Origin of the sequence: Maribacter vaceletii (genome assembly GCF_003634105.1) — a bacterium.
Lineage (GTDB): Bacteria > Bacteroidota > Bacteroidia > Flavobacteriales > Flavobacteriaceae > Maribacter_B > Maribacter_B vaceletii.
In genome coordinates, this window is record NZ_RBIQ01000007.1 from 343572 (window position 1) to 365156 (window position 21585).

20 protein-coding genes are annotated in these 21585 nt (G+C 32.6%); 7 read left to right on the forward strand and 13 right to left on the reverse strand.

Features of this window, described 5'->3' with window-relative positions:
* Window positions 1-36 precede the first annotated feature (36 nt).
* The 7 genes from CLV91_RS01595 (at window position 37) to CLV91_RS01625 (ending at window position 8771) form a co-directional block, all read left to right on the forward strand.
* Window positions 37-1158 (forward strand): PepSY-associated TM helix domain-containing protein, encoded by a 1122-nt coding sequence (locus tag CLV91_RS01595; RefSeq protein WP_121063305.1) that lies wholly within the window; start codon window positions 37-39, stop codon window positions 1156-1158.
* A gap of 53 nt (window positions 1159-1211) precedes the next feature.
* Entirely contained in the window at window positions 1212-1712 is a 501-nt protein-coding gene (locus CLV91_RS01600) for a YdeI/OmpD-associated family protein (protein ID WP_121063307.1), read from the forward strand.
* 15 nt (window positions 1713-1727) lie between these two features.
* On the forward strand, window positions 1728-2216 hold the full coding sequence (locus tag CLV91_RS01605) for an AAA family ATPase (protein ID WP_121063309.1): 489 nt from the start codon (window positions 1728-1730) through the stop codon (window positions 2214-2216).
* 230 nt (window positions 2217-2446) lie between these two features.
* On the forward strand, window positions 2447-3043 hold the full coding sequence (gene nrfH / locus CLV91_RS01610; RefSeq protein WP_121063311.1) for a cytochrome c nitrite reductase small subunit: 597 nt from the start codon (window positions 2447-2449) through the stop codon (window positions 3041-3043).
* Between the two features lie 11 nt (window positions 3044-3054).
* Window positions 3055-4548, forward strand: a complete 1494-nt coding sequence (gene nrfA / locus CLV91_RS01615; RefSeq protein WP_121065637.1) for an ammonia-forming cytochrome c nitrite reductase — start codon at window positions 3055-3057, stop codon at window positions 4546-4548.
* A gap of 81 nt (window positions 4549-4629) precedes the next feature.
* A complete protein-coding gene (gene ccsA, locus CLV91_RS01620) occupies window positions 4630-7764 on the forward strand; it encodes a cytochrome c biogenesis protein (protein WP_121063313.1) in 3135 nt (1044 codons plus the stop codon).
* A gap of 251 nt (window positions 7765-8015) precedes the next feature.
* A complete protein-coding gene (locus CLV91_RS01625) occupies window positions 8016-8771 on the forward strand; it encodes a DUF5995 family protein (RefSeq protein ID WP_121063315.1) in 756 nt (251 codons plus the stop codon).
* Here CLV91_RS01625 and CLV91_RS01630 read toward each other — a convergent pair whose 3' ends face one another.
* The 13 genes from CLV91_RS01630 to CLV91_RS01690 all read right to left on the reverse strand — a co-directional run bounded on the left by CLV91_RS01630 (window position 8772) and on the right by CLV91_RS01690 (window position 21421).
* Window positions 8772-9449: a response regulator transcription factor gene (locus tag CLV91_RS01630; RefSeq protein WP_121063316.1), complete on the reverse strand. Its 678-nt coding sequence runs from the start codon at window positions 9447-9449 to the stop codon at window positions 8772-8774.
* Between the two features lie 116 nt (window positions 9450-9565).
* Window positions 9566-10813: an alginate export family protein gene (locus CLV91_RS01635; RefSeq protein WP_121063317.1), complete on the reverse strand. Its 1248-nt coding sequence runs from the start codon at window positions 10811-10813 to the stop codon at window positions 9566-9568.
* Window positions 10814-10925: 112 nt separating this feature from the next.
* Window positions 10926-11756, reverse strand: coding sequence for an ABC transporter ATP-binding protein (locus tag CLV91_RS01640; RefSeq protein WP_121063318.1), 831 nt, complete (start codon window positions 11754-11756; stop codon window positions 10926-10928).
* 11 nt (window positions 11757-11767) lie between these two features.
* Window positions 11768-12607 (reverse strand): ABC transporter ATP-binding protein, encoded by an 840-nt coding sequence (locus CLV91_RS01645; protein WP_121063320.1) that lies wholly within the window; start codon window positions 12605-12607, stop codon window positions 11768-11770.
* Between the two features lie 18 nt (window positions 12608-12625).
* Window positions 12626-13732: an ABC transporter permease gene (locus tag CLV91_RS01650; RefSeq protein WP_121063322.1), complete on the reverse strand. Its 1107-nt coding sequence runs from the start codon at window positions 13730-13732 to the stop codon at window positions 12626-12628.
* A 25-nt stretch (window positions 13733-13757) separates the two neighbouring features.
* Entirely contained in the window at window positions 13758-15128 is a 1371-nt protein-coding gene (locus tag CLV91_RS01655) for a CmpA/NrtA family ABC transporter substrate-binding protein (RefSeq protein WP_121063324.1), read from the reverse strand.
* A gap of 309 nt (window positions 15129-15437) precedes the next feature.
* On the reverse strand, window positions 15438-16151 hold the full coding sequence (locus tag CLV91_RS01660; RefSeq protein WP_121063326.1) for a cytochrome c3 family protein: 714 nt from the start codon (window positions 16149-16151) through the stop codon (window positions 15438-15440).
* A 5-nt stretch (window positions 16152-16156) separates the two neighbouring features.
* Entirely contained in the window at window positions 16157-17185 is a 1029-nt protein-coding gene (locus CLV91_RS01665) for a ferredoxin--NADP reductase (protein WP_121063328.1), read from the reverse strand.
* An 8-nt stretch (window positions 17186-17193) separates the two neighbouring features.
* On the reverse strand, window positions 17194-17673 hold the full coding sequence (locus tag CLV91_RS01670) for a hypothetical protein (protein WP_121063330.1): 480 nt from the start codon (window positions 17671-17673) through the stop codon (window positions 17194-17196).
* Between the two features lie 41 nt (window positions 17674-17714).
* On the reverse strand, window positions 17715-18548 hold the full coding sequence (locus CLV91_RS01675) for a c-type heme family protein (protein WP_121063331.1): 834 nt from the start codon (window positions 18546-18548) through the stop codon (window positions 17715-17717).
* 21 nt (window positions 18549-18569) lie between these two features.
* The gene (locus CLV91_RS01680) at window positions 18570-18983 is read right to left on the reverse strand and encodes a globin family protein (RefSeq protein WP_121063333.1); all 414 of its coding nucleotides are present in this window, start codon (window positions 18981-18983) and stop codon (window positions 18570-18572) included.
* Window positions 18984-19236: 253 nt separating this feature from the next.
* On the reverse strand, window positions 19237-19899 hold the full coding sequence (locus CLV91_RS01685; protein ID WP_245987118.1) for a Crp/Fnr family transcriptional regulator: 663 nt from the start codon (window positions 19897-19899) through the stop codon (window positions 19237-19239).
* 130 nt (window positions 19900-20029) lie between these two features.
* Window positions 20030-21421, reverse strand: a complete 1392-nt coding sequence (locus tag CLV91_RS01690; RefSeq protein ID WP_121063335.1) for an MFS transporter — start codon at window positions 21419-21421, stop codon at window positions 20030-20032.
* Window positions 21422-21585 lie beyond the last annotated feature (164 nt).

A 21585-nucleotide genomic window follows, 5' to 3' on the forward strand; every position in this document is an offset into this window, starting at 1 on the left:
TTTAAATCTCGATTATCGAGTAAACAAAATAACAAAGTGAAAAAAGTTATATTTCAACTCCATAAAATATTAGGTTTAGCTACTGGCATAGTAGTATTTATTGTTTCTATAACTGGCTGCTGTTGGGCTTTTAGAGAAGAAATAGAAAGTATATATGATGACTACAAAAAGGTTGAAATACAAGATAAAGCTATATTAACACCAACACAAGCAAAAAAATATGCCGAAAAAGAACTTCCAGAAAATACAATTCATGGCACTATTTTTAGAAAAGCAGATGATGCTATTGAGGTTATTTTCTATGATGCAGAACCAGAATTTTATCAAAGTGTTTTTTTAAATCCGTATACTGGAAAAGTAATACAAATAGACAACCACCTTTCAGGTTTTTTTGCTTTTACCTTAAAAGGACATATGCGTTTATGGCTACCTAAAGATATTGGAGAGCAAGTAGTAGGTGCATCCATATTAATCTTTATTCTTATTATTATTTCTGGTTTTATCTTATGGATTCCTAAAAAAAGAAAAAACTTAAAACAACGCCTAAAATTGGATTGGAAAGATACCACCAAATGGAAACGTAAAAACTTTGATTTACATACCGTAGTTGGTTTTTACATTTGTTCCTTTGCTTTAATTCTTGCCTTTACGGGTTCTATGATTTCTTATAACTGGCTTAAATATGTAGTTTATATTTCATCCGGAGGAGAAAAAGATGCTCGTTTTATAATCCCAGAAAACACAAGCGAACCTGTAATTGATGAAAAAACAGTTCCTATGGATTTTTTAATTACTAAACTTTTAAAAGAGTCTCCAGAAGCCGAAAGTTTTGAGTTACATTACCCTAAAACAAAAGAAGAAAGTATTTATATAGAAGTCTCTAACAATAAAAGTACATTTTACGATTCTGATTTTCGTTTTTTTGACCAAAACACTTTAGAAGAATTAGAGACAACCAGCATCTATGGCAAATATAAAAATGCTAAAGTAGCAGATAAAATTCTACGTATGCATTATGATATTCATATTGGAGCTATAGGTGGCATTATTGGTAAAATAATTGCTTTTTTAGTTAGCCTACTTACCGCAACCTTACCAGTTACCGGAATTTTACTTTGGTACGGAAGAACGTATAAAAAGAAAAAAAGCTTTAGCTAAATAACAAACAAATTCTATATCTTTAGGTTTGTTTATTAGTACCATAGCAAATAATGCAAGACGAAAAGCCTTTAGTAAATAAAGAGTACTTACTTCAAAAATTTCACGGTAAAGGTGGCTGGACCTATGCCGAAATACCTGAGGTCCTTCAAAACAAAAACAACCCTTTTGGATGGGTAAAAGTAAAAGGTTCCATTGATTCGTATTCTCTAAAACAATACAAGCTAATGCCCATGGGGAATAGCAAATTGTTTTTACCAGTAAAAGCGGAGATTCGGAAAAAAATTAAAAAGCAAGCAGGAGATTATGTCCATGTTGTTTTATATGCAGATACATCTTCTTTAGAAATTCCGGCTGAGATTTTAGAATGTTTTAAAAACGAACCTAAACAAGTTTTTAAAAATTTCACTTCTTTTACCCAAGGAGAACAAAAAACCTATGTAGATTGGATATACCAAGCTAAAACCGAAGAAACTAAAGCTAATAGAATAGCACAAATGCTTAAAAAAGTGGAGAAAAAAATGCGTTTTAGTGATAAGGAAGATAGTATATAATTTTAAAAAAATAGAATGATACATTTAATTGTTGGCAATACTGGCTCTGGAAAAACAACATACTCTAACTCTTTAAAAACAAAAAACAATGGTATCATTTTTTCAATAGATACATGGAACAATACTTTGTTTCTTGCCGACAAAAAAGAAACCGATGGATTAAACTGGTTCCTAGAAAGGATTGAAAGAGCAGAAAAAATGATTTGCAATTTAATAGAACAATTAGAAGCTTCAGGTGTAGATTCTATTTTAGATTTAGGTCTTTCTAAATTAGCACACCGTGAAAAATTTAGAACGTTTGCTACATCAAAAGGTTTTAAAACAACTACGCATTTTTTAGATATTTCTAAAGAAATAAGACTGCAAAGAGTATTTCAAAGAAATACAGAAAAAGGAGAAACTTTTGAATTTGAAGTGAGTCAGGAAAATTTTGACTTTATGGAAACTTGGTTCGAAAAACCTTCAGAATTAGAAATGAAAAGCGGAATACTTATTACGGAGTAATTGTTTTTTTTTACACAAGACAAAAATCTAACTCACTATTTTATTAATAACTATAATAAAATCGTAATATAAACTCATTTTTTATATAAATTATTTTAAATAAAAAATGATAATTATCATAAAATAGTATTTACTTTTAAAATTCAATTTTTTACATAAAAATACTGACAATCAGCTATATATGTATTTTTATATTATATATATTTGTTATATAATTAACCACCCAAAAATTGAAAAACACGTCTAAAATATTGCCTAAAAAAAACTCCAAATGGAGAACCACAGCGGTTTTTCTTATCGCTGTATTTATAGGTATAGGTCTTTTTTTGGCTAAAGAAGGAGAAGTGGTTTCCTACATGTCAGACAATCCAGAAGCATGTGTTAACTGCCATGTTATGACTCCAGTGTATAATGGATGGATGCATAGCTCGCATAGAGAATGGGCAAATTGTAATGATTGCCACGTTCCTCAAGACAATGTGGTAAACAAATACTTTTTTAAAGCCAAAGACGGATTATATCATGCTTCCGTTTTTACATTAAGAGCAGAACCAGATGTTATAACTATGAAAGAGGCATCACAAAAAGTAGTACAAGCCAATTGTATTCGTTGTCATGTTCAGCAGGTAACACAAACTAAATATGATGGTTGGATAGATAACCATGCAGCAAATAGAACAGAAAGACAGTGTTGGAGCTGTCATGTGGAGATTCCACATGGAAAAGTTCAAGGAATTTCAACATTACAATATAATATAGCACCATTACCAACCGATCAAGAAGAAGCTGTTATACCTTCTTGGTTAGAAAAAGAAACGAACAAATAACTACCAAGAATATGAAAAATAAAGTCTTATTCATTGTAACCATTATTGCAGTTTTTCTATTAGGATTACTTGCATCTAGTATCATTAATCGAAAAAGCGAAGCAAAGTACCAATATGTACCCAAGGTAGATATTAGCGAAAATGAACCTAGGAATGAGGTTTGGGGAGAAAACTACCCAAAAGAATACCAGTCTTGGTTACAAACTGCAGATACAACATTTGCTAGCTACCAAGGTGGTTCTGCAATGCGCGATGTGTTAGAGGAAGACCCTAGACTAGTGGTTCTTTTTGCTGGATATGGTTTCTCTAAAGATTATAACCAAGGAAGAGGGCACTCTTATGCGATAGAAGATATTCATAATACTTTAAGAACAGGTGGGCCAACAGGTAAAGGGGATGGCCCTATGCCAGCTACTTGTTGGACGTGTAAGAGCCCAGATGTTCCAAGATTAATGAGTGAAAACGGAGTAACAGAATTTTATTCTGGAAAATGGGCAGATAAAGGAGAAGAAATAGTAAATCCTATTGGTTGTGCAGATTGTCACGATGCTGATAATATGAAACTAAAAATTACAAGACCTGCATTGGTTGAGGCTTTTGATGCAATGGGAAAAGATATAAACCAAGCAACACACCAAGAAATGCGTTCTTTAGTTTGTGCACAATGTCACGTAGAATATTACTTTAATAAAAACTTACCAGGTAAAGAAGGTGTACCATATTTAGTTTTTCCTTGGAAAGAAGGAATGGCTGTGGAAGACATGGAAAAGTATTATGACGATTTAGAGTTTTCAGATTGGACACATAAAATTAGCAAAACACCAATGCTAAAAGCGCAACACCCAGGATATGAAACTTTTAAAACTGGCGTGCATGCTGATAGAGGTGTTTCTTGCGCAGATTGTCATATGCCATATAAGAGTGAAGGCGGTCAGAAATTTACAGACCACCATGTACAATCTCCTTTAAACAATATGGCTAATGCTTGTCAAACATGTCATAGAGAAGAATCAGAAAAATTAATGGAGAACGTTTACGAACGTCAACGTAAAGCCACCGAAAACAGAATTAAGTTAGAAAACTTATTAGTAAAAGCACACGTAGAAGCAGGAAAAGCATGGGAGTTGGGAGCATCGGAAGATCAAATGAAACCGGTATTACAAGATATTCGTCACGCACAATGGCGTTGGGATTATTCAGCAGCTTCTCACGGAGCCTCTTTCCATTCACCTGTAGAAATAGGAAGAGTAATTGGTAGTGGTTTAGATGTAGCTGCGGAAGCTAGAGTTAAATTAGCACGTTTATTAGCAGATTTAGGTCATAACAAGCCAGTAGAGATGCCAGATATTTCTACGAAAGAAAAAGCGCAAAAATATATTGGGATGGATATAGAAAAATTAGAGGCAGATAAAGAGGCCTTTAAAAAGAATTTATTACCAAAGTGGATGGAAGCTGCAAAAGCTCGTGAGGCTAAAATGGAAACAAAAGCAATTTCAATGAACTAAATTTCTAATACACTAGAAAAAATTATATAACGTATCCTCATCGCTGTTATAGTGTATGAGGATATTTTTTTTAAGAATGATATGACAAAAAGATTATATAAAATACTAGCTTCTCCTGTATTAGCCTTATTACTTCTTTTAACTTTTGGAGTTGCTATGGCAGTTGCCACATTTGTAGAGAATGATTATGGTACCGCTACAGCATGGAAATTAATTTATAATGCACTCTGGTTCGAGCTCGTTATGGTTGGCTTAGCCATTAGTTTCTTTCTTAATATTTTTAAATACAATCTTCTTAGAAAAGAAAAGTGGGCCATTCTTCTTTTTCACTTAGCATTTATACTCATTATAATTGGTGCAGGGATTACACGCTATACATCCTATGGTGGTGTTATGCGTATTCGAGAAGGCGCATCTTCTAATGTAATTATATCAGATGCTAATTTTATAAAAGCACAAATATCTGACGGGAAAACAACAAAAGTAGTACTTAAAGAAATCAGCTTTTCACCTTTAACCAATAACGATTTTTCTATACAAACAGAATTTGAAAATACGCCAATAGAGATTAAATACAACAAATTTGTTGCCGATGCTTTACCAAAAATTGAGGATAATGTAGAAGGTGGAAAATCTTTATTAGAGCTTGTAGTTACTTCTGGAAATGGTAGAGAAACCGTTTTTTTAGAAAAGGGAGAAATAGAACAAATAGGAGAGCACAAACATTTGGTTGGTTTTGAGGCCGAAGGAGAAGGTGTTATTAATATTATCGAGAAAGATGGGGACTTTAAAATGCTTACACCAAGAGATTTAGATTTCTTTATAATGGCATCACAAAATGCTGGGGTAATTATGAAAGATACCCTGATGAATATGACTTTAAGAACCTTGTATAGAGATGGTGATGCTTCTTTTGTTCCCACAGCTTTTTATTCCAAAGCAAAAATTGCTATTGTTAGCACTTCTGATAAAATAAAAGATAATGACCCTAATAAGGATGATGCCTTATTGGTAGATGTGGTTCTAAATGGCGAAACAAAAACCACAAACCTTTTATACAGACAAGGGTTTTTACCAACGGAGCATTTGGCGGAATTTGATGACCTTTCTGTGCTATTGTCATATGGAGCAGAAGCACAAGAAACTCCGTTTTCTATTAAGTTAAACGATTTTCAATTAGAACGCTATCCGGGTTCTACAAGTCCGTCTGCTTATGCTAGTGAGGTAACAGTAATAGATGAAGGTGTAGAAACACCTTATCGTATTTTTATGAATAACGTTTTGGATTATAAAGGCTACCGCTTTTTTCAGGCAAGTTATGATACCGATGAGCAAGGCACCGTTCTTTCTGTAAATCATGATGCTTTAGGTACTTGGGTTACCTATATAGGTTATTTGTTAATGGGAGTAGGTATGTTTTTTACACTCTTTGGAAAAGCTTCTAGATTTAGAGAAGTAAATAAAAAACTGAATAAGCTAAAGAAAAAGAAGGCATTGCTGCTAATGTTGTTATTTTTAGGTTTTGGTGCATTGCATGCCAATCCTGTTCAAACCCAAGAGAAACAACCGCAACAAATTATAGATGTTGATCATGCCACTTTATTTGGGAGGCTTATGGTGCAAGATTTAGACGGTAGAATAAAACCTATAAATACGCTAGCATCAGAATTTTTGCGCAAGATATCTGGTAAACCATATTTTAAATTAAGCCAGAATGGGGCAACGGTAAAACTAGATGCTAACCAAACTTTTTTGGCTATGCATGTCTCTGCAAATTATTGGGAAAAAGTTCCAATTATAAAGATAGATAAGCAAAAACTAGGCACTATTTACGAGTCTTTAGAATTAGGAGAAAACGGACTTATTTCTTTCCAAAACCTATTAGGCGAAGGTGGGGAATATAGGTTCTCAAGAGATGTAGAAATTGCCAACCAGAAAAAACCAGCAGAACGCAATGAGTTTGATAAAGAAGTTCTAAAAGTAGATGAGCGTTTTAATATTCTCTACAATGTATTTATTGGTAACTATTTAAAGATTTTTCCAAATAGTAACGATACTAATAATACTTGGTTTACCTATACCCACCATTTTCAGGACTTTCCTGAGGAAGACGGTAATTTTGCTAAGGGAATAATGCCAGCTTATTTTAGCAATGTAGCTGGTCAAAAATGGAAAGATGCTACAGAGCAATTAGGTTATATACATACCTACCAGAATGTTTTAGGCAAAGATATTATTCCGAGTGAAAAGCGTATTGCTGCAGAACTTTGGTATAACGATTTAAACCTTAATTTTTGGCTATTTCAAGTACTTTTCATGATAGGATTAGTGCTTTTAGTATTAGCCATGGTAAAAGTATTTACCGATAAAAAAGGCATAGAAATAGCTTGGAATATAGCCATTGTAATAACCCTTATAAGCTTTATACTATTCGGTGGTAATATTATATTACGTTGGTATGTGGCACAGCATGCACCATGGAGTAATGGGTACGAAATGCTAATTTTTGTAGCATGGGTACTTATGTTATGCGGTTTTCTAAGTTTTAGAAAATCGGACTTTGCATTGCCTTTAGCAACGTTGTTTTCTGGAGCCTTATTATTTGTGAGTTATTTAGATTGGATTAATCCTGAAATAACCAACCTTATGCCAGTACTAAAATCGTACTGGTTAAAAGTGCATGTTGCAACTATTGTTAGTAGTTATGCTCCTTTAGCATTATCAGCAGTATTAGGATTAATGGCACTTATTTTAATGATAATAAAAACACCAAAAACCAAAGAAAGGATAGATTTAAAAATAAAAGAACTAACCTATATAAATGAGTCTTCTATGACCATAGGTTTGTTTGTTTTAGCTATTGGAACCTTTTTAGGAGGTATTTGGGCAAATGAGTCTTGGGGCCGTTATTGGGCGTGGGATCCAAAAGAAACATGGGCATTAATAAGTATTATAGTATACGCTATAGTATTGCATTTACGTTTTGTACCGGCTTTAAAAAGCAGCTATGTGCTAAACGTTGCCAGTATGTTTGCCTTTTGGTCTATTATAATGACATCTTTTGGAGTTAATTATTATCTGTCAGGATTACATAGTTATGCGGCAGGTGATCCAGTGCCAATTCCTCAATTTGTTTACTTTTTAGCAGCGTTTATGCTTCTTGTTGCTATAGTTGCTTTTTTTAGAAATAGAAGTAACACAATCATTAATGTATAAAATGCATACGTTTTTAAAATCTAAAGTTCCTGCTCTAAAAATAAGCCAACTATACTATTAATTAATATTGAATTAGGAACATTTTCTAATAAACATAATATATTTAACTCTGAAAGAATTTAATATTGTATTAGAGTCTTTGAATGACGTAAATACAATAAAAAATATCTCTAATAGTTGTTTATAATAACTTACCCAGACGGTAATCCTATTTTTTTTGAACAATACAAATAGCTTAACTTTATACATATATGCATAAACCTAGCACTATTTCTGAGGTTCTAGTGGAACTAGATTTTATAATAGATGATGCCATAGCAAACAACGATCGCTTAGGTCTATTTGCCTATGTTTATAGAAGAACTACAGCCGAAGTTCTTAAAGAAGTAGAACTTGGTAATTTTGAAGATAATGATCAACTACAACGAATGGATGTAGCCTTTGCTAATCTATATTTAGAAGCTTATCATAATTATAAAAAAGGGTTTCCCGTAAGTAAATGTTGGGAATTTTCTTTTCAATGCAGAACAGAGCCTCTTACCATTCTACAACATATAATGCTTGGTATTAATGCACATATAAATTTAGATTTAGGCATTGCTACAAGCCAAACTATGAAAGGCAAAGATATTGGAGCTATTGCAAAGGACTTTAATGCTGTAAACACAGTACTTTTTAATATTACCAATGAACTCCAAAAAAGATTAGGAAGAGTATCTCCGTTATTATTTTTATTGGATGTTGTTGGTGCAAAATCTGATGAACAAATTATAGATTTTAGTATGCGTAAAGCCAGAGAACAATCCTGGATTAGTGCTATGCATTTACATTCTCTAGATGGAGTTGAAAATAAAAAAGCTGTACAAGAAATAGACCAACTAGTGCTCTCTTTAAGCACCATTATAAAAGCACCAAAAGCTTTTCTTATTAGAACAGGATTAAAGCTAATTAGTTTCTTTGAGGAAAAAAACGTTGGTAAGATTATACAAAAGTTAAAAGAAGATTAATTAGATACTAGTTAAATTATAATCTTGTGCTTTTTTAGAAAGTTCCATTAAATTTTTAACTTCCATTTTACGCATTAAATTAAACCTGTGGGTTTCTACAGTACGTTTACTATTTTGTAATTTTTCTGATATTTCTTTATTCGTTAATCCAGATAAAACTAACTCTAGTACTTTTAATTCTTTATTGGTAAGATTAAAAGGAGTTTCTTTTTCTGTCTCTTTACTAACCTCTTCAGGAGTTTCCTTAGAAGGGTTTAATAAATTATTTACCAACACATTAGATATTGCTCCGCTAAAATACTTACCTCCCTCTCTAACGGTATGTATAGCTTTTATAAATTCTGTTTTACCAGTATCTTTTAATAAATACCCATTAGCACCTGCACTAACAGATTTTAGAATATATTCTTCCGAATCGTGCATTGAAAGTATAATGGTTTTAACCGCTACATTTTGTTTATTTAAAAGTGCAACAGCATCTATACCATTTAAAACAGGCATACGTATATCTATGATTAAAATTTCTGGTTTTTTATCTTTAACCATTGCTATAGCTTCTTGCCCATTAGAAGCCTCCCCAATAACCACTAAGTCCTGTTCACTTTCTAATAACGCTCTAATACCGTCTCTTACTAAAGAATGATCATCTGCTAGAACTATGCTTGTAGTTGTACTCATAAAATATTCAAATTTCTACAAATATAATTTAAAATACGTAGTACAAAAAAAGCTACCACAGCCACTGAAACTAAAGGACCGTGATAGCTTGCTCGAAGCAAAGCCTCTTTTATAACTTATTGTTTTGTTGTATTTAAAAATTTAGGCTTTATAATTAACATTGCCCATGCCCAATTTTGTGTTGATTTTACACCTGGCGTATCCGCAATTTCACTTGGTTCAAAGAAATGAGAATACCCTCCTACCAACTTAAATTCCTTAAATTGTTTTGCTATTACCAAATCTAATTCTGTTCCTAAACCTTTACCATCAAAACCATTAACATCTTCAACTTCAGAAAAAGAATGTCCAGTTAAACTAACCGCTAAACCAGAGATTTTAGTCGCTAGAGAAACCTGAAAATCATTTAAACCTCCAGCGTTGCCATGGTTTCCTACGTAAAACCTATCCATTAAACCATTAAAAGCATGGTTAGTACCGTATAATGGGAAGAAAGCTGCAGAATCATCTTTTCTACCCGAAATAGTTTCAAAACCAGCTCCTAAAGTTAATTTGTCTGAAACTTTATATTTAGCAGATAAACTTGCTAAAAGTGCGCCTTTAACATCCACTCCACCTATTCTTTGCCCTTGTTGAAGAAATAAGTTAGCACCTAATGATAATGCTTTAGCTTTATAATCTGCGTGAACGCCTGCAGTTACTAAACTTGACTTATCATCTCCGTCTACATTAGAGTCTTGGAACGTATTAACTAATCCTAAGAAAGAAAAATTAAGCTTTTCCCCTTTCGTATTTGCTCTTAAGAATACCATGTCTCTATAAGAAAATAACGCTGAAGTATTGTACACTTCATCTGCTGTTGTATTTAAAGCACCACCAAGATCTAAACTAAATTTGTTCTTCTTGTATTTGTACACGGCAGCATCGTGTGTTCTGGCTTGTTGTGCCCATCCTAGTCCACCTAAAATTCTTTGATCGTCATAAGATAATGGCTGACGCCCTACTTTAAAACTTGAAGATGCACCTAATTTTAAATCTGCCCAAGCTTCTTGTACTCTAAAATTTCCGTTACTATTGGTAGCTATTTGTGGCCTATCTCCAAAAGCAAAAACTTCTTGAAAACTAGTAAAAACAGTATACGTTTCTGCTGTATACTTAGCTGTTATTGCAGCTCTAACTGTTGTTCTTATAAAACCTTCATCTGCATCTGTTGCAGTTTGTGCAGGAAAAGTACCCCCTGTAAAATTACCTCCATTACCAAAATATTCTGCACGAGGTCTAAATTCACCTTCTAATATAAATTGCGAGTATCCAAATTGGATGCTTAATAAGGCTATACTTAAAAGTAATAATTGTTTTTTCATAATAGTTTGTTTGATGTGATAAAAATATTTTTTTTAATTACTTGATTTTATGATGCTTGTCATGTTTTTAGCTAAAGCTTGAACATTTTATAGTTTTTTTAGTACTCTATTTTTAATGCTCTAGAAACTCAATTAAATGTTTTCTGTATTTGTAATAATCGTTATGCTCTAAAACTGACTTTCTAGTTCTTGGTCTTTCAAAATCTATATTTAAAATATCTCCAATTTTAGCACTAGGTCCACTTGTCATCATAACCACACGATCTGCAAGGAAAATTGCTTCATCCACATCATGTGTAATCATTACTGCTGTTATTTTTTCTTTATTCCAAATTTCAATTAATATGTCTTGTAATTCTCCTCTTGTTAAAGAATCTAACATTCCAAAAGGCTCATCTAAAAGCAGCACTTTAGGTTTTATGGCAAATGCTCTTGCTATACCTACACGCTGTTGCATACCTTGCGAAAGTGCTATTGCTTTTTTATCAAAAGAACCATCTAAACCAACTTTATGTAAGTAATACTTAGCTATATCTTTACGCTCCTTTTTAGAAGCATGAGGAAAAACTTGGTTTACACCTAGCATAACGTTTTCTAGAGCTGTCATCCAAGGCATAAGACTTGGTGCTTGGAAAATCACACCACGATCTGGTCCTGGACCTTTTACTGGGTTACCTAATACAGCTATATTACCGCCAGAAATAGGGTTTAAACCAGCAATCATAGATAACATAGTTGTTTTTCCGCAACCAGAATGCCCAATAATAGTTACAAATTCTTCCTTCATAATCTGAAGGTTTAGGTCTTCTAACACTACATAATCTCCTTTTGGAGTTGGGTATACTTTTTTTAAATTATGTAGGTCTAACATTACTTTAGAAGGATACTGAATTCCGTTTTCCGATAATGTACTTGTGTCTGTATTTAATGTCGCTGTCTTCATCTTATATATTTTTATGCAACAAAACTTTTTGGACTTATTTCTGGAAGTTCATAAGTTTCATTAGAAACAGATTTACGTTCATTCCCTATATCCATTAAGTATTCTATAATAGCGTTTCTATTCTTCTTATAAGTTTCATTATCATTTAATGAAGTTTTATCTCTTGGCCTTTCAATATCTATAGTAAACTCTGGCCCCAGAGTTGCATTTGGCCCTGGCTTTAGAGGAATTATGCGGTCTGCCATATAAATACCTTCGTCTACATCATTAGTAATTAACAAAGCAGTACGCTTATCTTTAGACCAAATATTTAAAATTTCATCTTGTAAATTACCTCTAGTTAACGCATCTAAAGCCCCTAATGGTTCATCCATAATTATCATCTCTGGGTTCATAGCCAAAGCTCTTGCAACAGCAACTCTTTGACGCATACCTCCAGAAAGTTCTTTTGGCCTTTTATTAATTGCAGGAGATAAACTAACCATAGCAACATAGTCTTTTACAATAGCCTGTAACTTTTCTTTACTTTCTTTTGGAAAAGCTTCTTTTACTGCCATATAAACATTTTGACCAACCGTAAGCCAAGGGAGCAAAGAGTAGTTTTGAAAAATAACGCCGCGTTCATGACTAGTATCTGTAACAGGCACTCCTTTAAACAGAACTTCTCCGCTAGTAGGCTTAATTAAACCATTTATTAAGTTTACAAGTGTAGTTTTTCCACTTCCTGTAAAACCTACTATAGCAACAAATTCTCCTTCTTCAATAGTTAAATTAATATTAGAAAGAACCTCTGTTCCTCCTGAAGCATCTTCATATGTTTTACATACATTTTTTAGTTCCAAATATGCCATAGTCGTAATTTTTAGTGGTTATACTCCTTCATTTTTATTAAATGAAACCATGTTTTGTATGGTTAGCATAATACGGTCTAACAAGAATCCAATAATTCCGATAATAAACATTGCTACAATTATTTTAGAATTAGAATCTATTGCTCCATTCTGAAATTCTTCCCATACAAAGGATCCTAATCCAGGACTTTGTGCTAAAAGTTCAATAGCAATAAGTACCATCCAAGCAACAGAAAGGGTAATACGTAATCCTGTAAAAATTAACGGCAATGAGGAAGGTAATATAACTTTAAACACTTTTTGCATTGGCCCTAATTTTAAAACCTTTGCTACATTTATATAATCTTTATCCACGGATGAAACCCCCATTGCCGTATTCACTAATGTTGCCCACATAGAACACAAACCAACACTTATAAAAGAGATGATAAATGCACTATCTGAGTTAGAGTCTTTGGTTAGTGTTTTAACTATCATAAAAACTAGAAGTAACCAAACTACCGGTGATACCGGCTTAAATATTTGAATTAGCCAATTAAAAGAACTCCTTAATGTTGTGCTCAAACCTATTACAACCCCAATAGGAACTGCAATAACTAATGCTAATAAGAACCCAGCAAATACCGTTTTTAAACTTGTAAATATTTGATCCACAAAAGAAGGCCTTCCTGTATAGGTTATAGGCTCTTTGCCTGCAGCTACTCTTTTCTCATTCATAGCAGCAGTTTTCTCTTTAAAAGCAAGTTTATCTGCGCTAATAACTTTATGATCTTCTAATAAAGTTTTAAAAGAAGCCCAAACCTGAGAAGGAGAAGGCAATGTATTTGGCTGGCAACTAATTTCTCCAGAAGCGATACATGCTTTCATTTCATCTGCAGCTGCTTGCCCTTGATCTGCTAAGGCTTTTTCTATTTTAAAGTTTGCTTCCTTATTAAAAAGAGCTGTAGATCCTCCTTGCCAAACTCCTAAAAATAAAAGAATAGACAAGAGTGGTACAATAATCTTTTTTAAAAAGTTTACTACATCTTCTTTCTGTGGTTTTCCAGTAAATAGCGCTGTAATGGGTTTTAAAAAACCAAAACCCATTAGTTGCGTTATTTTATTTAAAGTAATACTTTGCTTCATAATTATTAATTTAAATAGTTAGTGTTTAGTCCTTGTTACCTATAGAAAAACTATTGATGTACCCTATTGGGTCTTTTGCATCATATTTTGTGCCGTCTATAAAATCTGTTGTAGCTGGCTTATACCCATCTGTATCTGGAATATCTGCTGCAGGAATATGTCCTTCTGTTACTAAAATTTTTGCTGCTTTTTCCCAGATATCTGGTCTATATATATCTTTAATAGTATTAGCATACCATTCTACAGGTTTAGCATCTGGAATTTGGCCCCATCTTCTCATTTGTGTTAAAAACCAAGTACCATCAGAATAGAATGGGTATGTTGCGTTATACTTATAGAATACATTAAAGTCTGGCATTTCACGCTTGTCTCCTTTTTCGAACTCAAATGTACCTGTCATAGAATTTGCTAAAACTGCTTCATCTGCGCCTACGTATTGTGACATAGATAATATTTTTACTGCTTCTGGTCTATTTGCTGGTTCATCTAACCATTTACCAGCTCTAATAAGTGCTTTAGTAACTGCTATTGCTGTATTAGGATTTTCCTCAACAAATTTCTTTGTCATTACAAATACTTTTTCTGGGTTATTTTTCCAGATATCATAGTTTGTAGTTACTGGAACACCAATACCTTTAAATACTGCTTGTTGGTTCCATGGTTCTCCAACACAATATCCATAAATAGTTCCTGCTTCAAGAGTAGCTGGCATTTGTGGTGGTGGAGTTACAGATAATAAAACCTCAGCATCAATTTGCCCTTGTACATTATCTTTTGTATACATTCCTGGGTGAATTCCTGCAGCAGCTAACCAATAACGAATTTCGTAGTTGTGTGTAGATACCGGAAATACCATTCCCATTTTAAAAGCTTTACCAGAATTTTTATATTCTGTAATTACTGGTTTTAAAGCATCTGCTTTAATTGGATGTACTGGTTTACCATCTGCACCTTTAGGAACATTTGGCTTCATTTTAGACCAAACATCATTAGAAACTGTAATACCATTTCCATTTAAATCCATTGAAAAAGGAGTAACCAATTCTGCTTGTCTACCAAAACCTGCACCTGCAGCAATTGGTTGCCCTGCTAACATATGAGAACCATCTAATTGACCATCAATAACACGATCCAAAATATTTTTCCAGTTAGATTGTGCTTCAACAGAAACAAACAATCCTTCTTCTTCAAAAAAGCCTTTTTCTTTCGCAATGGCTAATGGTGCCATATCTGTTAATTTTATAAAGCCAAAAGTTAATTGTGGTTTTTCAATTTCTAATGTTGCAGCTGCAGCTTCAGTTGCTGCTTCCGTAGCTGCCTTTTTTGTTTTATCACCACAGGATGCCGCTAGGACAAGAAGTAATAAAAAAGCGGTTTTTTTAAAGATAGTTTTCATATTTATAATTTTAAATGTTCTACGTATTAATACTTATTTAAGGCAAATATATACGTAACATTAAAAGTATTCTATGGCATTACCCATCTTAAATCCGTCTTTTACACCATGGTTGCAGCATACAACTAACAGCTTAAAAACTATCAAAAAACATATTTAAACAATAACAACTTGTTTTACAAAACATTACGAAAAACAATCAATACGTATATCCCGATAAAAAAAGCTACGTAACTACTACTTAGAATAAAAAAAGCCAACTAATTATGTACTTAGTTGGCTTTTTTTTAAAACAAATGTGTTATTAAATTATTTCTTATTTAAATTTAATTTAATCCATTCCGGCTCAGACAAACCTATATATTTTTTATCTGTTCCATAAGGGTCTTTCCCTCCTTTTAGATATGCATTAATTGTTTGCATAGGAATAGTATCTTGTAATTTTGTTGGAACTTCATATCTATGGTTTCCATGAAAGTCATGACATTGTATACATGTATTCCATTGTTCTTCTGCAATAAGTGTTTCATGAGCAACATCTATAGGATCCTCTTCTACTTTTAAATCTTGATGACAGTTCATACAGTAATTAACAACTGCAACAGTAACTCTTTCTCCATTATGTTCTGAGTGGCAGGTAATACAGGTTGTAGCATCTATTACTTTTATAATTTCTTTAAATCTTGGTTCCGAAAAACGATGATTAGGGTGCCTGTCATTTGGTCTATCATGGCATTGCAAACAATTTTCAACCGTAACATCTTGGGTTCCAAAATCTACATTATGCTCTCTTATACCCATTACAAATTGCATATTAGATTGTATTTGTTGCGATAAATTTCCTTTAGCATCGGCATGACAAGTGACACAAGATAAATCATCATGCCCTTCATTCATAGGACCTAATGAGATATATTCCTCAGAAGACTTTAAGGTTAAAAACAGAACAATACATATTCCTAATAGCACTCCTACAACTCCTCCTGTAAATTGTCTTTTTCTTAATGGACTTATTTTAAACATACCTTTTAAAAATTAATTACAACAGTTTCACTCGCAGGATAGCTTATACAGGTTAATATTTTACCCTCTTCTACTTCTTCTGTTGGCATAAAGTGCCCTTCTGTCATTACTACATCTCCTTTAGAACAAGATGCTTTACAAGTAGAACACATACCAGACCTACAAGAATATGGCAAAGCAATATTATTTACCATTGCCATTTGTAAAATAGATTTGTTTTTAGGCACTTTAATTTTATAGGATTCATTATCATAATTAATTTCTACATCGCATTCTTGATTTTCTCCTACAACTGCTATTTTTGGGCTTGCAAAAACTTCAACCTTAATATTAGAAGGAGACACCTTATTAGTGTTTAAAATTTCTTTAACACATTCCATATATCCAAACGGACCACAAATCATATACTCACTAGAATCGAATTTTAAATTATGCTTTTCCATAATTGCCATCAAAACTTCTTCTGTAAGCAATCCTGAATAATAATTTAATGGTGCATTATCACTCTTAGAAAGTATATGTTCTACACTGAATGAAGAAGGATATTTCTTAGTTAAGTTTTCAATCTCACTATTAAAAATAATTCCTTCGTAATTTTGATTAGCATACACTAAGAGAATTTTAGAGTTTGGTTCTTTTTCTAGAACAGATTTTACTATAGAAAATATTGGGGTTATACCACTACCCCCGGCAAAAAAAACATATTGTTTTTTAGCATCTTTTTTAGGATCTATATAAAAACTTCCTGTAGGCTTATCCACCTCATATTTATCTCCTACTTTAAAATTGTCATGGATATAATTAGACACTAAGCCCTGTTCCACTCTTTTTATTGTTATTCTTAAATCTGAATCGGTATAGGGATTACTACTAAAGGAGTATGCTCTTTTATGTACTGTATTATCTATAGGAACGTTTATAGTCATAAACTGTCCTGGTTTATAAGATAGCTTTTTAAAAAAACTCCCGTTTTTAAAACAGATTGTTACAGCATCTTTTGTTTCCTGTATTATTTCTTTTACTAATAACTTCATTTACAGACTTATTTATAATAAAACACCATTACTATATGGAAACACATTAAAATGGAGATGATTATTGAAAATGCTACATGAAAAATCATCCAACCTTTAAACAAAATTTCTCCTTTACTTTTAATAACATCTAAATTTATATACCCTAAAAGAGCATTAGCAAAAAACAAATAAGACATAAGAGCTATATAGCCATATCCTAATTTTACACTATGAATATAAAAAAGAAGAGGACTCATTGCACCTAACCATTTATGAATTGTTGCCATTTTCATTGCACTTTGTCTAAACCTTTTTATTATACGAGTAAAGGTTAACAGCCACTGAAAAATGATAAACAATGCCACTGCTAAGCCAGACCATCTTTTATAGTTTTCTTGTTGTTGCAGTTCTTGTAACCACACCCATTCTATATTCCCAAAATAGAATACAAAAAAGGCTGATAACAATACCAATCCTAAAATAGTAGAGTTGTTATTACTTTTCACTAATATAAAATCTAATAGAGGTTAAAAATTTACTAATTTGTTTACTCCCTTACAGCTACTAATTTTTTCATTGTTTTGTAAGAAGTTAATTTCTTTACACTATCTAAAAACACTTCAGACGTTGGTAAGTAATTACCTTCTACCGGCCATTTATCTCCAATGGTTGGCTTTTCACTATCTTTAAAAGCAGCTATTTCATTTAAGTATTCTACATATATATCTACTGTCCCCATTGCATAAGAGTTTAACACATCTATTGTTTCTTTATAAGTTAAAGAATCCTTAGGGTATTGCCATGTAGTTGCCCCCATTACGTCTCCTAGTTTCCAATCGTCCTTTGTGGTTTGTGGGTGTTTATTATGACAAGTAACACATGCGCCTGCACTAGCTAAATCTGCAAACATTGCGGTATGCAACTTTGTATCTTCTTCATAAAAAAATTGTGGCTCTTGATCCTCTTTTATTTTTTTAAAAAGCTCTGCTTGTTTCCCTTCAAACTTATTTGCTGCATTTACAGGAAAATCAGACCCCAAATATAGCCCTAATGGCACTGGGCTTTTTCTTATACTTGTTGCTACACCTCTTAAAAAAAGAGCAGGTAAAGGTCCAGCTTCCACATCATCTTTTCTCCAATCCTCATCAAACTTCATTCCTTGTAATTTTCCTTTTCCAACAATAGCTTTGGTATATAGAGTTCTTGTAACATCATTCTCTTCTGCAACCATTTCCAGAACCTCTTCCACAGAAAAAGCATTATTAGCCATCTCCCCATCTTTTACTTTTTCTTCGGGTACTCCTCCACAGGAGTTAAGAAGAATAAGACTAGTTAATAAAATAGCGATTACTAAAACTGGGTTTTTTTCTATTTTTATCATATCAGTATTTTTTTGAACTTGTTAATAAGATGCTTTTATCATTACGTCAGACATAGTTCCATAAACCAATGTCCATGCTTCTTTAACCTCTGGAGTAAAATCATCTCCTAATCCTACAGAAAGAGTATCCAATAAAGCGGCACCTACAGTATTATAGTGAGAAGGTTCTACTTTGTATTCCACATGTTTTTTTCCAAGATTTTCTAAAACAGGGACTAACATCTCCAGGTTACTTAATCCAGCAACGGCACTACCTAGCATAGTCATTAACTTATTACCCTGCATTGCCATCTTTTCTTGATCCGATGGAAATAAAGGCTTTAGTGCTGGATCTAGTTCAAATAACTTAGTATAAAATATCTCTGCTGCTGTAGAAGCAATTGGCTTTACTTTTTCGAATGATTCCTGTACAAGAGAAATTGTTTTTTCTTCCATAATAGATTGTTTTAGTTTAATGGTTATTCTAAAAATAAAAATTACGTATTTACGTATTTTTACTTAGACAAATTTAAAGACCGAAACTTAAATCTTGTATGATTAAAGGCAGAAGAAAATATTTATTATTTCATAAACAACAATGTTTTTTACTCTTATTTAATATGATTTTAATACATAAAAAAGGCTGCATGAATGCAGCCTTTTCAGAAAGGTTTGAAAAAAATAAACAACTAACTATTACAAACACTTACTATGTATCCAAATAGAAATTGTGTTCCGATATTTCTCTTTTGAGAACTTTTACATCTGGAATGCCTATACGCTTTCCTTTTGCTATTACTAAATTTTCCTTTTTTAAAACTGAAAGAATACGTATTACTTGTTCTTCTGTTGTACCTGCATAATCTGCGTATTCTTTTCTACTTAATTGCAGGTTTATATAACCATTAAGTTGTCCAAATTTTCTATTAACATAGAGAAGTGTATCTATTACTCTTTCCCTAACTGTCATTTGAGATATTGATTTTACTTTGGCCTCACTCTTATTAAGCTCATTTGCATAAAAAAGCATTAAATCATAGGTAAAACTCGCATCTTCCTTTAAAGCATGTTGTAACAAATTTTTAGAAAAATAACATAAAGTAGTGTTTTCTAAGGCTATTGCAGAAATGGAATAATACTCTTCTGTGCCAAAACCTCTGTGACCAATTATTTCTCCTTCTTTTGCAAAACGTACTATTTGTTCCCTGCCATTAATACCTGTTCTAAAAACTTTTACTTTTCCTTTTAATATAAAAAACAGTCCATTTACAGGTGCTCCTTCCATAATAAACTGTTGTCCTTTTTTACAGTTTATATCTGTTTTTTCATAAGAGAAGTCTAAAACTAATTTAGATGTAATGTTTTTTTTCATCAAACACTTTACATTTTCACACGTATTACAAGAAATACCAGACATGGATTTTTTTCTCATTTTTTGTATGTTTTCTATGTTTGATTGCATATCTATTGCTTTAAATTACCAATGCGCTACTATTAAACCATTATTTATCTGCCTTTAAAACCAATTCTGGAGTCTCTGCTGCTACAGGAGCAAACTTAATAGTCAATGCTAATATTCCTGCAAGAACAACAAAACCTCCAATTATAAAATAACCGCTAGAAACCGCTGATGCTGATGCCGCCATTTGTGCAGTTTTAACTGCCTGTTCTCCAAGTTGAGAATTGGAAGCTATTGCAGCACTTTCTGCTACTGCCGATTTAGACTTTAAAAGCATAGCTGCAACAAAAGCACCTACATTACCTCCTGCGCCTACAATTCCTGAAATAGAACCTATTGCTTTTTTATTTATAAAAGGAACTACTGAAAATGTTGCGCCTTCTGCCATTTGTACACTTAAACTAAAGGCTATTAAAAATCCCATACCCACTACTAAACTAGTTGCTGTAGAAAAAGTAGTAAGAACAATACCCTCTATTGCGAGAATTACAGCCAAGAAAATTACACGACCTCTTAATCCTTTGAGCCTTCCGAACATATCTCCAAAATACCCTCCTAAGGTTCTTGCAAAAATGTTCATTAATGCAAAAGACAGAACTAAATTTCCTGCGAAACTTCTACTTAACCCAAATCTATTTTGCAAATAATCGTCCATGGTACCATAAACGGTAAGCTCCATACCAAAACAAGCCGCATATATTAAAAAAAGTATCCAAACTCTATAATCTTTTAAAACCTCTAAAAACCCTATTTCGTCTTTTTTACTTGTAGGTAACTCTCCTCTTTCTTTTAGTTCTTTAAAGTTTCCTTCTGGTGTATCTTGCGTAAAAAAGAAATATACAATTCCCATTATAAAACATGTAATACCTGCAATAATCATAGAATACCTCCAAGCATTTTCTGCTTCAGCAATTCCTAAACTCACTACCGCAGCAGCAATAATTGGCATTCCTAATCTATTAGCACCGCCACCAAGATTACCCCATCCTGCAGAAGTTGCATTTGCAGTACCAACAATATTTGATGCAAACATTATTGAGGTATGTACTTGCGTAATTACAAAGGAAGCTCCAATGAAACCTATAAACAACCTGCATATTAAAAATTGTTCTGGCGTTTGCACAAACCCTATTAATATAACAGGCAAAGCCCCAATCATTAACATCCAGGTATAACACAAGCGTGGTCCATATTTATCACATAATTTACCAATAGCTAATCTTGCAAATACAGTCCCAGAAACCGCAAGAATAATAGAGTTCCATTTTTGTTCCGGCGTTAAACCTAAATCCTTAACAACATCTGGCATAAAAGGCACTATACCAAACCATGAAAAGAAGCATAAGAAGAATGCAATAGAGGTTATCCAAAATGTTCTTGTAGAAATACTTTTAAAATTAAGTAACTGTAGTTTTGTTGCTTTTTTAGAATCCATATTTTCAATAACTATATGTTTATACTTAGTAATGAACTTCAAAACTACGTATTTATACTTAATTGTAAGTTATTTTACTATGAAAAATGAAAAAATTACGAAAATGAAAAAAAGTAGCTGCACAAAAACAGAAAATCATAAATAAAACTATCAAAAGACATATA

What these genes read in the sequence shown, in the direction of transcription:
- CLV91_RS01645 (WP_121063320.1), bottom strand. Translation starts at nt 12,607, where the DNA reads ATGGCATATTTGGAACTAAAAAATGTATGTAAAACATATGAAGATGCT.
- ccsA (WP_121063313.1), top strand. Translation starts at nt 4,630, where the DNA reads ATGACAAAAAGATTATATAAAATACTAGCTTCTCCTGTATTAGCCTTA.
- CLV91_RS01685 (WP_245987118.1), bottom strand. Translation starts at nt 19,899, where the DNA reads ATGAAAAAAAACATTACATCTAAATTAGTTTTAGACTTCTCTTATGAA.
- CLV91_RS01600 (WP_121063307.1), top strand. Translation starts at nt 1,212, where the DNA reads ATGCAAGACGAAAAGCCTTTAGTAAATAAAGAGTACTTACTTCAAAAA.
- CLV91_RS01605 (WP_121063309.1), top strand. Translation starts at nt 1,728, where the DNA reads ATGATACATTTAATTGTTGGCAATACTGGCTCTGGAAAAACAACATAC.
- CLV91_RS01650 (WP_121063322.1), bottom strand. Translation starts at nt 13,732, where the DNA reads ATGAAGCAAAGTATTACTTTAAATAAAATAACGCAACTAATGGGTTTT.
- CLV91_RS01635 (WP_121063317.1), bottom strand. Translation starts at nt 10,813, where the DNA reads ATGAAAAAACAATTATTACTTTTAAGTATAGCCTTATTAAGCATCCAA.
- CLV91_RS01660 (WP_121063326.1), bottom strand. Translation starts at nt 16,151, where the DNA reads ATGTTTAAAATAAGTCCATTAAGAAAAAGACAATTTACAGGAGGAGTT.
- CLV91_RS01640 (WP_121063318.1), bottom strand. Translation starts at nt 11,756, where the DNA reads ATGAAGACAGCGACATTAAATACAGACACAAGTACATTATCGGAAAAC.
- CLV91_RS01630 (WP_121063316.1), bottom strand. Translation starts at nt 9,449, where the DNA reads ATGAGTACAACTACAAGCATAGTTCTAGCAGATGATCATTCTTTAGTA.
- CLV91_RS01675 (WP_121063331.1), bottom strand. Translation starts at nt 18,548, where the DNA reads ATGATAAAAATAGAAAAAAACCCAGTTTTAGTAATCGCTATTTTATTA.
- CLV91_RS01680 (WP_121063333.1), bottom strand. Translation starts at nt 18,983, where the DNA reads ATGGAAGAAAAAACAATTTCTCTTGTACAGGAATCATTCGAAAAAGTA.
- CLV91_RS01655 (WP_121063324.1), bottom strand. Translation starts at nt 15,128, where the DNA reads ATGAAAACTATCTTTAAAAAAACCGCTTTTTTATTACTTCTTGTCCTA.
- CLV91_RS01665 (WP_121063328.1), bottom strand. Translation starts at nt 17,185, where the DNA reads ATGAAGTTATTAGTAAAAGAAATAATACAGGAAACAAAAGATGCTGTA.
- CLV91_RS01690 (WP_121063335.1), bottom strand. Translation starts at nt 21,421, where the DNA reads ATGGATTCTAAAAAAGCAACAAAACTACAGTTACTTAATTTTAAAAGT.
- nrfA (WP_121065637.1), top strand. Translation starts at nt 3,055, where the DNA reads ATGAAAAATAAAGTCTTATTCATTGTAACCATTATTGCAGTTTTTCTA.
- CLV91_RS01625 (WP_121063315.1), top strand. Translation starts at nt 8,016, where the DNA reads ATGCATAAACCTAGCACTATTTCTGAGGTTCTAGTGGAACTAGATTTT.